A 13,516-nucleotide genomic window follows, 5' to 3' on the forward strand; every position below is an offset into this window, starting at 1 on the left:
CCCAACCCTTTTGCCCCTGCTGCCAACATGTCATGCAATTAACGGGAATATTTCGACCCAGATAACCGACGTTAAATAATAAGGATAATGGCTTTCACGCTTCATAATTAAAGATAATTTTATTATAAATCAGGGTATTAATATTATTGGTTCTCACCAAGGATAACGCTCGACTTCTTTTTGGCATCCCCCTTCATGCTATTTCCAATATTTACTTATATAAAGTGGCTTGGGCTTGTCCAACACTTCGGATAGGTGTCGGCTACGCGACACATATCCTTATCTGTTATGTTTCATTCGCAATCGGGTACACAGTCGTGAGTCCAAAAGACATCATCAATTTCTTGTAATTCCAGATAATCATCAATTAACGAATATAGCTTAATACTTGGATTTTCTAGCATAAATTGTCTAAGGACTTGTCTGAAAAAGCAAATGTGAAAATTAACACATCAAATTCTGAAGCAGCCTCAATTTTCAGCCCCTGTACTGTGTATTTCTCTCTTCCATCCCTTGCCTCTTTTTCTTCAGTCGCAGCATCCCTAGTTCCCATACGGTTGTAATCTTTTGGTAAACCAATGATTATTGCATTAGTTTCGTAACCATCGTTTTCCGAAGACTTAACATCAGACATTTCAAAAATTAACTCAAACACTTTTCTGCGTGTCTTACCAAAATATATCTCTTTTTTAATAGCCATAAACTCATCCTTGAAACATAACAGTATATTAATAAGCATTCTTACTTTCGTGCAAAAATATACTCATAAAATACCTTTATCATAATCGATATAATCTATATATATCATGAAGTTGATAGCACTTTATCACACTGAACGCTTTGTTAGAGGGTGTGAAAAGTAAGAAATGTATTTAATCAGTCTTATTTAATACAACATGGAATGTTAAATTGATTGATTTTCAATCGTTTATGGATTTTCTTCCGTTTTTAACAAGAAATATTTCTTATTAAAACAGAACTCATGCGATAAAATCACCATGTTTCAAAGCAACTGTTCATATAGATTGGCAATTAAAATCAACCAGATATCACGTTAATATATTTATTATTAACCACTTGTTTAATTTAACTTTATTGCAACTTTCAAATAACAGATAAGCTAACGAACTTGGCTTCTTACTACTTGTAAACCGTAGATAACTCAAAACAAAACGTAGTTAATGGCAAGAGTCTACATAAGAATCACTTTCAGTTGCATAAGTTTGCTTTTGACCAGTAATTGTTAAAAATTAATTTCAACACTTAACGATAGTGTTTGCCAATTACCCCAAGAGAATTAGAATAGCGCGCATATTCACTGGGAGAATAAGATGCACAACCAACACCGCACGGCTCAACACTTGCCCTTATTTACGCTTATAACGCTATACATCATTATCTTTCTTGGTTCTGCCGGATTTTTTATTACGATCCCTGCTTATGTCAGTCTGTTTTTAACCGATCACTCGCTTGAATTAGCGAAAAGTATGCCGATTGAACAACGCCGCATGTTGTTTGGTACGGTAATGTCTGCCGCCCCATTTATTTCGATGTTCTTTACCCCTTTTATTGCGCGTTTTGCCGATAAGTTCAGCCGTAAGACCGTGATTGCCATTTGTTTGGTGATTGCAGCTATCGGTTTCGCCTTACCGATTTATGCGATTGTGGTGAGTTCAGTGATCATTTTATTTGTCGGTAACATGATCAACAGCTTAGGCTCAGCTAGTCAGCCGATTGCACAAGCGATTTTGGCGGATAACAGTGAAGGGAAAAACAAAGCGACGTTGATGAGTTTAGTGGCTGTAGTTATGACAGCTGCCATGTCATTTGGCCCTGCACTTGGCAGTAAATTATCAGCAAACTATGGTGCACAAGCGCCATTTTACGCCTGTTTGATGATCGCTCTCATTAGCTTAGTCTTAATGTTGATTATCCGTTTACCAGCGCAAAACACAGTAAAAGAAGAAAATATATTCTCATTTGTAAAGCCTTTAAAACGTAGTCAAAAAGGTTTGTTGAACTGTTTGTTTATCGTGTTTATTTGTCAGTTTAGCTGGAGTCTCTATTTCCAAAATATTGCATTTATCTTCCCACAGAAATGGAATATTTCGGTAGAAAGTGCGTTCTACCAATACTTTATGATGGGGGTTGGTATCGTGATGATTTTCTCTTTGTTATTGCTCCCTCGCCTGATATTGAACCATTTCTCTGTGTCCTCTGCACTTCGAGTAACAACAGCGCTTTCAGCAATGGGTATGTTGCTGCTAGCCATAACACCGACACCAACCAGTCATGTCTTTGCAATGATATTTACCGCAGCAATGGTAGCGCTATGTTTCCCGCTCTATATCACTGCCCTTTCAGATCGAGCGAGTGATATTGATCAAGGTTGGGCTATGGCGCTTTCTAGTGCAATGGTTGGCTTGGCGTGGACATTAACTGGCTATTTGACTGCTATGATAGTGAATGTATATCTATTACTACCAACAGCTATCGCGGTTCTTGGTTACCTATCAGCAATGGTAATGGTGCCAACTCAACAAACGATGACAGAGAAGAAAACACCATCAGAATTGGAAGCAGCATGACAAACAGCAAAACATCACTAGAACATGTCCTTAAAGCCCATGACTTTCACCCTGTTGTACCGAAAGAAATGCAATTTGGTGCTGGCTATATTGTTGATTTAACGCCCGATAGCGATTTATGGAGTATGGTTACCGCAGAGCATAGCTTTGCTGATGAAATCGTAAACCGTGCTATTGCAACTAATGCTATGGTGGTGATTGGTCGTTACGCTGAACATCGTTTGATCTATCAAGATAAAGCTAACTTTACCGATTCCCCTGATCGCACTGTTCATATGGCGATTGATTTAGGTTTGCCTGCTGGCACACCTGTTTATGCCCCACTTGATGGTGAAGTCTTTGGTTTTGCTAACCACACCGCAGACGGTGACTATGGTCCAACCGTGATCCTAAAACATGAATTAGAAGATCATGTTTTTTATACCCTGTATGGGCATTGTGCCACTGAGTATTTATCAACCCTCACCGTAGAACAAAAAATAACAGCAGGTCAGCAATTTACAGCAATAGGTAAAACGGAAGAAAATGGTGGTTGGGCGCCCCATCTGCATTTTCAAATTATCAAAGACATGGGTGATTACAGTAATGATTACCCTGGGGTGATTGACCCTGAGCATTTGGTTTTTTACCAAGATAACTGCCCGAACCCTAATCTGATCCTAAAACGTAGTGATTTAAATTAATCTATATACATAAAAGCGCCTATTAGCCTTTAAGCTAATAGGCGCTTTTATTTACGCTTTTGCCAGCACGACAGAATTATCATTCCACCAGCGTTGTACGGAAATATTCACTAACGCCATGGTAATGAGTACACATGCCATCTCCCACTCAACGCTTGCTAAATGACTAACAATAAAGGTTAACGTAAAGATCCCAACCATTTGTAATGAACCAAACAGCGCTCCTGTTTGTCCTTTATGCTTAGGAAATAAATACAACGCACTGACCGCTACGACTGAGGTTGTTAAACCTGCACCAAAACAGTAGATTCCCATACCGATAATAATCGTCGCCATGCTGTGAAATACCACATTTGATAGTATTGCCAGCGCCCCAAGCAACATAATACAGCTTGCCGCTTTAATGATTCGCCCTTCTGTCTGGGTATATTTTAGAAAACGAATATAAAAAATACGTGCGCATAAACTACAACCAATTAGTAACAATGAAGACATGCCAAAATATTGCACGGGTAAATGATATTGCTCTTTGGCAATAAACGCGCCCATCAAATAGAACACCAGCGCACCACCATTGGCCATCACTACCATGATTAAATAGCGTAAAAACTGCGGATTAGTTACAATCATGGTGTAATCACGAGCAACAATCCTTGGTTCTGTCGCATGAATATTTTTTTCTAAGTGGGTTTCTTTTAAACCTAAAGCAACAACCACAAATAGCAGTACTGCTAACCCCAACATAAACCAGAAGCTACTATGCCAGCCAAAATGGCTTTCTAAATATCCACCAATCGCAGGTGTCGATGCGGGTAAACACATAAATAAAATACTAAACCATGACATCACATCCACTAACTGCTCTTTAGTCAATGAATCTTGCATTATAGTTCGGCACAATAAAAACAACGCCCCAACCCCAATACCTTGTACAGCACGACCAATAATTAAACCTGATAGTTGATCAGCATATAAACAAAGCGCTGAGCCAGTAATAAATATTGCCGCGCCTAAGATCGCGATAGGACGACGACCAAAGCGTTCTGCGACAGCGCCACACACTAATTGGCTTAAACCTAACGCAATAAAAAAAGCACTCACCGTTTGTTGTACTGCTGTCGATGACACATCCAATGCCTCAGACATCACAGGTAAGCTGGGCGCATACATATCAGAGGCAAAGAAATAGCTACACGCCATTAATAAACTGATAGAAACTAAACGTAATAAAGACATAGCAACAATCTCCTTAGTTGATGTCTTTAGTTTAAAGAGATACGCTTATTATCGTTGTTGAACTGACGCCAACGAATTGTGATTTTTCGCCAACTTCTTGTTCGCTTTATCTTGTTTAAAACGATTAAAGGCATGGGAAAAGGCAGATAAGCTGTTGTAACCTAGATCTAAGGCTATATCAGTATGTGTGACACCAGCCCTACTCAATTGCCATGCTTTTTCCATCACCAGTTGTTGTCTTATTTCACGAAACGGCTTATCAAACGTACTAATAAATAAACGGTTGAGAGTACGAGAAGATGCACCGCAATGATCTGAAAAACGCTCTAAAGATAGCTTGATGTCTGGCTGTAAGGTTAAAGCTTCAATGATCGGTAATAGTCGTTTATCAATATCATCGTTACTTTGGTAAGCATCGTTTTGATAACTTTGCTTCTTGAGTTGATCGAGAAATACCGCTAAATAATGGTGTTGAATATCGCAGTTGCTATCAGGATCTTGCTCACAGCTAATATCTTGCGACTCAATCTCTGCCATCACCTGTACCATTAAGCTATTGGTAGAAATAATCCCCATCTCGTCATGGAAATATGGAATAGCGTCAGGAGATGCATGAATAATGCTTAAACAGGAATCTTTTAACACTTTCAAATGATGCTGATGATTAAAGGGCACCCAAATAAGCTGCCCACCAACAGCCAGTATGCTTTTATTCTTTGTTCTTGCAATACCGCAGCCTTGATGGATATAAAAAAGTTGTACAAAATCGTCGTGAGAATGCGGCGCTTTTTCTTCTGTTGGTGCATAACGTTTTATCGAATGAAGTAACCGCATTCATTTCCTTTGAGAGTAACAAATAAATTCAACCGGTATTATGTTTTAGCTGACTTAATACTGTCTAACCAACCATAAACAGCCTCTAATGTTTCAGAAGATGGCATCCTATTATTACGGGCTTGAATTTGATCCACTGTATAAGTATCGCTACATCGCCCATTAACAAAGTAATGACGTTTCAAACCAATGGTAACACGTTCTGGCATGAACATTTTATAAACCAAATATTCGCCTTTAATGATCCTATTATGATAAATCGACACGCAATGGTTTTGTTCGATCCCTTCTTGTTCTAATTCTTGATAATCCCGAATAGGCACAATGTTATTGTTACCCGAAAATGGGATCACGTAAGGCTTATTTGAGGCTGCATCGGGTACAAAATTGATACTATGTTGCGCGACCACCCACCTGTCGTGTAAGGATCTTAACTCTTCATAAGAAGTAATAGCATGAATACGCTTGATTGAATCAACATCTAACACACGATAACCCAGCTGGAAAACATATGATAAAATCTGATTGATTTGAAAACGCTCACGCTGATTAGTTTCCGCTAGATGTCGTCCAAGAGGCGTACCAGTTAACGTTGGCCATTGCAGATAGATCTGCAAGGTTAAATTGGTGATCGTTTTATAATGTTTGAATAGATGAAACGACATTACATCGGGATCTAATAAGCGGTGAATAATAATCACAATAGAACGGGTTGAAAAATCACTCTCAATCCGATCAAGAAAGCGCAATGCTGAACGACTAGAAGCCAGACCAAGTTGAACGAGGATCTCACGCTGGCCTAATTCGCACAGTGCTAATACTTCATCTTGGTCTAACGGATATTGTTCACATACCAAATACAATAAGGTCGGACGTTGAAGTAACAAATCTCGGGCTTTCTGGCTCAATGCAGCAATCTTGAGCATATAAACGCCAAGATCTGCATACCCTCTTGCTTGCTCAACTAACCGTGCTGGAATACTGTCAATCCATTGTTGTCCACCATCAAGCGATTCAATATGCTCAATATAGAATGAACAGCTCCCTTCTAAGGGCTCTCGATGACCATCTGGGTATGCCCGATACATAGCAAGACAATCATGCCAGTCATAAAACTCAAGCTTAAAAGGAAAAAATGTTAGGGCTTCATCAAATGATAAAACTAACGGCGCTGAGTGATGAAACTCTTCGCGCTCAGCACAACAAGCAAGCATAAATATCCATCTATATCTGTTAGCCTTGGATGATTGTTATCATTATCTGCTCAATACGTTTTGATATAAAAAACAATAACAACTGATAAATCTATCATGCCTTAGCGAAGTGAAGATTCAACTGTAAAACGACAGGGATGAGAACCTAGTACGAAAAATACATTAAACAATAAATGGAATAGTTAACTGTTTGCTGGCCGTTATTCTTTAGCTAATACAATGTCAAATTTATATTAATATCAAACAATAAAACAGCATAGATTGAATGTTAGTCTTTCTGTTCACGCATAAAATTTACTGGTGTATACCCTGTCTTTTCTCGAAAAAAACTAATAAAAGCACTATCACTAGAAAAAGCCAAATGGTGAGCAACATCTGATACTCGCCAGCTTTTAGACAATAATTCAATAGCAGCTAATAGACGCCATTGCTGTCGCCAGCTTTGATATGGCATCCCCACTTCTTTATTAAAAATACGAGTGATCGTTTTCGCACTTGCACCGACTTGCAAACTGAGTTCTGCCAACGTTGGAGCGATAAATTGTTCATCATCAATACCAGCTAACCATGATGTTAAACGTGTATCAGTAGGAATAGGTAAATTTAAGTGGCTATCTTCAGCAAGGTTTAATTCTTCAATCAATAAATTTACTGAGTTAACTTGCTCTTTATCAGGCTTATCAAACGTCCAAAGTGCCATACGTTCCATTAGCGCTGACATTAAAGGATTAATATCGAATATCTTCAGCTCTCGTGGTAATTGTGACTGCAAACATTGATCAAAGTATAAAGAACGGTAATGGGTAACATTAGACGTTTGTGCTTTATGCTCAATACCAGCAGGGATCCATGCTGCACGCATTGGCGGCAAAACACACTTCAGGCCATCTAGACTAATGATCATGCAACCATGATGAGAAAACAAAAGCTGATCTTTATTATGAGTATGATACCCCGAGTCATGTTCAATAAGATCAGCAGCGAGTCCAATAACGAGCCCCTGATAATCGTCAGCACAAAATTGCTGTTCCATCGTAATATAGGCCATTTAGACTTCCTTTTATGAACTTGTCCTTAAATTGATATAAACAGTCTCAATGTTAATATTAGACCTATTTTTATCACTATATAATTTTTCCTATTGAAATGACAGTAACCCAAGTGTCTTATTTATCGAAATGAATAATTTGATAAATAACGGTTAGATCATGACTACCGAAAGGATAAGAAAATGAATATAAAAAAAATATCAACGCCGTTACTTATTTCGCTAATAATGTTTCCACAAATTATTGAAACGATGTACAGTCCAGCACTCACATCGATTAAAAATCATTTTGAAATAAGCACTGAAAATGCCGCGCAAGGCTTATCCATATTCTTTATGGCATTTGCATTTGGAGTAGTATTTTGGGGAGCTCTCTGTGACATTATCGGACGTCGCCGTTCAACATTAGCTGGCTTAACCCTGTTTATTTTCTCTGCCATATTTACTTATTTTGCTCCTCGTTTTGATCTTTTCCTTGCTGGATTTGGTTGCTGTGCCTTTGGGGCCGCGGTTGGCTCTGTATGTACCCAAACCATTTTAAGAGATCGCTTCGAAGGAGCTGAATTATCGAGATTATTCTCGATAGCAGCAACATCAATTGGAATCAGCCCAGTCATTGGAATGATTGTCGGCAGTTGGTTAACAGCACATGGGGGTTATACGTGGGTATTTGCAGCAATGATTACTCTGATCACACTTTTACTGTTTTGGACTGGTATGCAATTACCGGAAACAAAACCTCAAAACATTAAACGTGATAGTTTATTTTCTGTTGCTAACAAGATGATCCGTGATAGCCATATTTGGTATATCGTATTTATGATCGGTCTTGCTAATATTGCTTTATTTTCATACTACAACATTGCTCCATTTATGTTCGAGAAACTTGGAGTAAGTGTGAAATTCTTTGGCTACACCGGTTTTGCTTTAGCAATTGGCTCTGTATTAGGCTCATTAATCAATATAAAACTAATTCGTTATAAATTAAGTAGTGACTCTATTGTAATTATGGCTATGCTTTTAATGGTAATTTCAGGTATTGGTGTTTACTTGTTACAACATACGGTTTGGTTCTTTATTCCTATGGCGCTCGTCTCAGTTGCTTTTGGTTTAACGCTACCAAATCTGCTAAGCACCGCTTTAAAAAACTACCGTAATCACTTAGGTACAGCAGGTGCTCTATTAGGCTTATTCTATTACCTTATAATTGGCTTTGGTTTAGATTTTGCAGCATCGACAGGTAATCTAGCAATGACATTATTAGGCTGTGGTGTGTGCTGCTTATTACTCACTTTAGCTAAAATAATCAGTACTAAGCTCACATTACTTCGCAATAAAAAAGTATTAACAAGCTAAACCTAAGGTGATTAACGATAAAAAGCCGCATCGATGATTGTAATCGCTGCGGCTTTTATACTCAGTACTTACATAACTAAGCGCGTACTGTTGGTAACTCAGGTAAATGTGTACCAGCATTATCAGGGTAAATCACATACTCACCGTGAAATTTCACTTTTGATTTGTAGTCAGTGATCTTAAACAGCAAGATGCCTTGCTGGTAAGCCAAATCGATAAACTGCTGTGCATTACCACGAAGATAAAAAGAAAGTGGTTTTATTAATCTACCCAGCTCATTCATCGCAGACTTGTATTGCGCCGCACACACCACTAATGATGCTTGACCATCGGTATGATGAGACACTTTGCGGTTCACTTCATACTCGTTAGTCACTAACCAATCAGCGGCTTCTACAACACGATAGAAATCATCTATTAGTTCAGCGGTAATAACCGTTGAATGACCATCATCATCATTTAACGCGCTAAGGGTATTTTTAATACGCTCAAATTGTACTTTAAGCTGCGCATTTTTTCCCATTGTACGAGATTGTTTCTGCCATTGCAGTAACGTCTTAGACACACAGTGATCAAAACACTGCTGTTTGATCATCTTCGTCACCCACGCGCTTAAAAAAACCGTCTCACTGACCGGGTTTTTCTGGGTTTTACCAGACTCTTGCGCAGTAACCAGTGTCGATAACCCTTCCGTTACCACATGTAGAATTTCGTTATAAAAAGAAGTCATAATTTTAGAAAATCAAAAATAAATACGGCTAAAAGCAAGCTTACGAATTTTTAACCAAGAACAAGGTTCCTGTTAGAAATTTCCACTTATCGTACGCTACTGTCAGGTGAGATAAGTGCCAATAATAACGAGTTATACGTTAATAACAAAGCAGGAATACATCAAAGCAGAAAACTTGGTTATCTAATCTATAAAACAACACTCATTATCATTCTCTGATGATATTATTTGTCACAAACATTCAACAGTTGTCATTTTCATTATGAGAAAATGACAACTACCAGAAAGTGTTAAGCCTCTCTTGCTAAGAACCAGTAAAAACCCGCAGATAAGACTGCACACACCGCCATCGTTCCTGCCATTGGCCATGCCGTGCTATCCGGCATTAACGCAACAATACTACCGACAATGGATGCAACACCAAAACGGAATGTGCCACCTAATGAAGAGGCAGTACCAGCCATTTGAGGATAACGCGCGAGTAAACAAGCCATAGCGTTACTACCAATAATAGATAGCACACCAACAAACAACATCACAGGGATAACAACTCCCCAGAGTCCGAAATCAAGCCACTGACCAATAACAATTAACGCACCAGCAAACAGTTGAATGACTAATCCAAGTCGTAACATCCAATGAGTGCCTTTCTTCCTTACAAAACGCCCATTTATACTGGTCATAAGGATTAAACAAATGATATTTAAACCAAAGTAAAAGCCAAAGTTTTCAACACTCACACCATAAAGATCAATGTAAACAAACGAACCCGCCGTTAAGAAAGTGAACATGCCTGAAAATGAAAAGCCGCTACACAGTATCAAGCCGAGTACCACTGGATTAGACAGTAGTTTTATATAATTGCGGATAATGGATAAAAAGTGGAAAGGTATACGTTTTTCTTTGGGTAATGTTTCTTTAATTTTAAAAATGATGGAAAGCAATACAATAACGGCAAAAATAGCTAAAAACCAAAATACTGCACGCCAACCAAACCATACCGATAAATGACCACCAATCATAGGTGCTAATAACGGTGCAACTGTCATCACCAAAGTAACAAACGACATGGTACGAGAAAATTCTTCGCGCTCGAACATATCACGAACTAATGCACTAATAATGACGGCAGCGGCAGCACCTGCAAAGCCTTGCAGGACACGAATAACCGTCAATTCAGTGATACTTGTACTCAACGCACCTAATATCGTTAAAATAGTAAAACTGATCGTACCGAGTAACAGCATTGGACGACGGCCATAACTGTCTGCCAGTGGCCCGTGAATCAATTGCCCGAAAGCAAAACCTGCAGTAAATACAGTTAATGTTACCTGAACTAAACTGGGAGAAACTAAAAAGTCTTTTGCAATGTCAGGCATTGCGGGCAGATACATATCAATTGCTAAAGGCGTAAGCGCTGCTATTGCGCCAAGGATCAATATCAATTGCAGACTCAACCTTGGGCTGTCTTGCTGGTTCATAGCACCTCTTATGAGCTAATATTCCATAGGAAGCTTCTATTTTATGATAAAACACGCAAACAGAACCTTTCTAATATGGAAAAGTACTCTTTCTTTTTTCACATACCCTTCGCTATACGTATGTTGTATTTATTAAATAAAATAAAAGGCATAAACATTGAAGACTGGAACAAGTCTTTATGTTTACGCCTCTCATTACAGCACAGAATTTATAAAATTAATATCACAAGCTAATTATTTTAGAAATGATGCAATTTCTTCTGCTGTAAGCGGTCGATACTCACCAGGAGCGAGATCTTCATCAAGCTCAACCGTACCAATACGCTCACGGTGTAAGCCAACAACTCGATTTCCCATCGCTGCGAACATGCGTTTTACTTGGTGGTACTTACCTTCAGAAATCGTTAGTAATGCTTCACGTTCACCAAGGATTTCTAATTTAGCAGGACGTGTTAACTCCTTCTCACTGCGAAGTTGTACACCCTCTTCAAATTGCTTAATGTAATCTTCAGTAATTGGATCAGCCGCTTCTACAAAATAGGTCTTTGCACATAAATGACGAGGAGATGTGATACGGTGAGACCATTGGCCATCATCTGTCACTAATACTAGCCCCGTTGTATCGCCATCTAAACGACCTGCTACGTGCATTTTCTCAGGACTTACTTCATCAAACAAAACAAACACTGTTGGATTAAAGTCATCAACATGAGAACACACAAAACCTTCGGGCTTGTTAAGCATGAAATAACGAGGACCTTGTAGCTTTAGCGGGCGACCGTTAAATTCCACATCGTTATCATCACTAACTGAAAACGAAGCACTACGGACGATTTCGCCATCAACTTCAATCATTTTATCTCGAAGAAGTTTACCGGCTTCTCTACGGGTGATACCTAACGTGGTACCTAAGAATTTATCAAGCCTCATTAACTGGCTCCGCTACTTACTGCAAAAGATCGGTATTATAGAAACCAAAACATAAATATGCATTAAAAACTTATCACTCACACCATGATAACTGACAATCAGTAATAGCTTTCCCTCTTCCTCGATACATTATCTACACAGAGAGATAGAGTGTTTCTTCAATAATAATGGTAATCGACTTGTTACCTATTTGTTTCCCAAATAGAATATATTGCGCTCAGCTAAACGATTGCTATAAATAAAAAGATACCGTTGGAGAATCATATCAATGAAACTGGAAGCAGTAGATTACACAGCAGAAAATGCAAAGCAGCTTTTTGTCGAATCCCTACGAGAAACGGGCTTTGGGGTACTAAAAAACCACCCTATCCAACAAAAATTAGTCCAAAAAATCTATGATAAATGGTATGAGTTTTTTAATAGTGAAGAAAAAAATGCTTTTCATTTTAATGTAGAAACCCAAGATGGACTATTTCCAACCGAAGTATCAGAAACAGCTAAGGGACATACTCAAAAAGACATAAAAGAGTATTTTCATTACTATCCTTGGGGCCAGTGCCCAATTGAACTTAAACAAGAAATTCAGCAGTACTATCAAGAAGCGAATGATCTTGCGACTGAATTATTAAGTTGGGTTGAGCAATATTCACCTGATGATGTTTCAGCTAAATATTCCCAATCGCTATCGAGTATGATTGATAGCAGCGAAAAAACATTACTTCGCATCCTACATTACCCTCCGCTAAAAGGTGACGAAGAGCTTGGTGCTATTCGTGCGGGAGCCCACGAAGATATTAACTTATTAACCATTTTACCTGCAGCCAATGAACCAGGGCTTCAAGTTAAAGCTAAAGATGGTAGCTGGATTGATGTACCTTGTGATTTCGGTCATTTAATTATTAATATCGGTGACATGCTACAAGAAGCATCCGGTGGTTATTTCCCATCAACAACTCACCGAGTGATAAACCCTGAAGGCGCAGATAAAACAAAATCACGTATTTCATTACCACTGTTTTTACACCCAAAGCCTGAGGTGATACTTTCAGATAAATACACCGCGCATGAGTATTTAATGGAACGTTTACGTGAGCTTGGCGTTATCTAATTTGCAAAAAAATAAACCTCTCATCGTAGGAAAATGACTCTCGGCTTTAATCTCCGTTTTTACACAACGATACGATCAACCGAGAGCCTTCATGACAAATTATGTTGCTACAATCAAAAATATGAACATTTTTTCGTGTTTCTTGTCTCATTATCGAAGAGTTACAAATCTATTTATTATGCAAACAATCTATTATTGGCATATAGAATAATAAATGATTTATTTTTTGATTACGTTTACATTCAGACTTTCAGATCTATAGTTCATTGATAGCTTAATTGGTTGTGTATAGATCTTACTTAGGGACA

12 protein-coding genes are annotated in these 13,516 nt (G+C 38.4%); 4 read left to right on the forward strand and 8 right to left on the reverse strand.

The window, feature by feature from the left end:
- Window positions 1–397: 397 nt before the first annotated feature.
- Window positions 398–700 (reverse strand): hypothetical protein, encoded by a 303-nt coding sequence (locus I3259_RS04285; RefSeq protein ID WP_238028487.1) that lies wholly within the window; start codon window positions 698–700, stop codon window positions 398–400.
- A gap of 631 nt (window positions 701–1,331) precedes the next feature.
- Here I3259_RS04285 and I3259_RS04290 point away from each other — a divergent pair.
- Together I3259_RS04290 and I3259_RS04295 are read left to right on the forward strand one after the other, a co-directional pair.
- Window positions 1,332–2,588: an MFS transporter gene (locus I3259_RS04290; protein WP_238028488.1), complete on the forward strand. Its 1,257-nt coding sequence runs from the start codon at window positions 1,332–1,334 to the stop codon at window positions 2,586–2,588.
- Window positions 2,585–3,271: a peptidoglycan DD-metalloendopeptidase family protein gene (locus tag I3259_RS04295; RefSeq protein ID WP_238028489.1), complete on the forward strand. Its 687-nt coding sequence runs from the start codon at window positions 2,585–2,587 to the stop codon at window positions 3,269–3,271. Before I3259_RS04290 ends, I3259_RS04295 begins: the two co-directional genes overlap by 4 nt.
- Before the next feature lie 51 nt (window positions 3,272–3,322).
- On the opposite strand, the gene I3259_RS04300 is transcribed toward I3259_RS04295, so the two are convergent.
- From I3259_RS04300 to I3259_RS04315, 4 genes are all read right to left on the reverse strand, one after another.
- On the reverse strand, window positions 3,323–4,507 hold the full coding sequence (locus I3259_RS04300; protein WP_238028490.1) for an MFS transporter: 1,185 nt from the start codon (window positions 4,505–4,507) through the stop codon (window positions 3,323–3,325).
- 48 nt (window positions 4,508–4,555) lie between these two features.
- Window positions 4,556–5,341, reverse strand: a complete 786-nt coding sequence (locus I3259_RS04305; RefSeq protein WP_238028491.1) for a helix-turn-helix domain-containing protein — start codon at window positions 5,339–5,341, stop codon at window positions 4,556–4,558.
- A 38-nt stretch (window positions 5,342–5,379) separates the two neighbouring features.
- Entirely contained in the window at window positions 5,380–6,555 is a 1,176-nt protein-coding gene (locus tag I3259_RS04310; protein WP_238028492.1) for a PcfJ domain-containing protein, read from the reverse strand.
- 268 nt (window positions 6,556–6,823) lie between these two features.
- Window positions 6,824–7,603: a helix-turn-helix transcriptional regulator gene (locus I3259_RS04315; protein ID WP_238028493.1), complete on the reverse strand. Its 780-nt coding sequence runs from the start codon at window positions 7,601–7,603 to the stop codon at window positions 6,824–6,826.
- Between the two features lie 183 nt (window positions 7,604–7,786).
- Here I3259_RS04315 and I3259_RS04320 point away from each other — a divergent pair, with 183 nt between their 5' ends.
- On the forward strand, window positions 7,787–8,959 hold the full coding sequence (locus I3259_RS04320; RefSeq protein ID WP_238028494.1) for an MFS transporter: 1,173 nt from the start codon (window positions 7,787–7,789) through the stop codon (window positions 8,957–8,959).
- A gap of 76 nt (window positions 8,960–9,035) precedes the next feature.
- Here the strand turns inward: I3259_RS04320 and I3259_RS04325 are convergent, their stop codons facing one another.
- From I3259_RS04325 to rsuA, 3 genes are all read right to left on the reverse strand, one after another.
- The gene (locus I3259_RS04325) at window positions 9,036–9,689 is read right to left on the reverse strand and encodes a DUF2913 family protein (protein ID WP_238028495.1); all 654 of its coding nucleotides are present in this window, start codon (window positions 9,687–9,689) and stop codon (window positions 9,036–9,038) included.
- A gap of 290 nt (window positions 9,690–9,979) precedes the next feature.
- Window positions 9,980–11,170 (reverse strand): Bcr/CflA family multidrug efflux MFS transporter, encoded by a 1,191-nt coding sequence (locus tag I3259_RS04330; protein ID WP_238028496.1) that lies wholly within the window; start codon window positions 11,168–11,170, stop codon window positions 9,980–9,982.
- A gap of 234 nt (window positions 11,171–11,404) precedes the next feature.
- Complete coding sequence (rsuA, locus tag I3259_RS04335; RefSeq protein ID WP_238028497.1) at window positions 11,405–12,100, reverse strand: 16S rRNA pseudouridine(516) synthase RsuA; 696 nt, start codon at window positions 12,098–12,100, stop codon at window positions 11,405–11,407.
- A 268-nt stretch (window positions 12,101–12,368) separates the two neighbouring features.
- Between rsuA and I3259_RS04340 the strand changes: the two genes are divergently transcribed.
- A complete protein-coding gene (locus I3259_RS04340; protein ID WP_238028498.1) occupies window positions 12,369–13,208 on the forward strand; it encodes a 2OG-Fe(II) oxygenase family protein in 840 nt (279 codons plus the stop codon).
- Window positions 13,209–13,516 lie beyond the last annotated feature (308 nt).

The organism is Photobacterium sp. Ph5 (assembly GCF_022129445.1).
Lineage (GTDB): Bacteria > Pseudomonadota > Gammaproteobacteria > Enterobacterales > Vibrionaceae > Photobacterium.

Coding starts and splice junctions, on each gene's coding strand:
- I3259_RS04340 (WP_238028498.1), top strand. CDS start 12,369: ATGAAACTGGAAGCAGTAGATTACACAGCAGAAAATGCAAAGCAGCTT.
- I3259_RS04330 (WP_238028496.1), bottom strand. CDS start 11,170: ATGAACCAGCAAGACAGCCCAAGGTTGAGTCTGCAATTGATATTGATC.
- I3259_RS04315 (WP_238028493.1), bottom strand. CDS start 7,603: ATGGCCTATATTACGATGGAACAGCAATTTTGTGCTGACGATTATCAG.
- I3259_RS04305 (WP_238028491.1), bottom strand. CDS start 5,341: ATGCGGTTACTTCATTCGATAAAACGTTATGCACCAACAGAAGAAAAA.
- I3259_RS04310 (WP_238028492.1), bottom strand. CDS start 6,555: ATGCTTGCTTGTTGTGCTGAGCGCGAAGAGTTTCATCACTCAGCGCCG.
- rsuA (WP_238028497.1), bottom strand. CDS start 12,100: ATGAGGCTTGATAAATTCTTAGGTACCACGTTAGGTATCACCCGTAGA.
- I3259_RS04320 (WP_238028494.1), top strand. CDS start 7,787: ATGAATATAAAAAAAATATCAACGCCGTTACTTATTTCGCTAATAATG.
- I3259_RS04295 (WP_238028489.1), top strand. CDS start 2,585: ATGACAAACAGCAAAACATCACTAGAACATGTCCTTAAAGCCCATGAC.
- I3259_RS04290 (WP_238028488.1), top strand. CDS start 1,332: ATGCACAACCAACACCGCACGGCTCAACACTTGCCCTTATTTACGCTT.
- I3259_RS04325 (WP_238028495.1), bottom strand. CDS start 9,689: ATGACTTCTTTTTATAACGAAATTCTACATGTGGTAACGGAAGGGTTA.
- I3259_RS04300 (WP_238028490.1), bottom strand. CDS start 4,507: ATGTCTTTATTACGTTTAGTTTCTATCAGTTTATTAATGGCGTGTAGC.
- I3259_RS04285 (WP_238028487.1), bottom strand. CDS start 700: ATGGCTATTAAAAAAGAGATATATTTTGGTAAGACACGCAGAAAAGTG.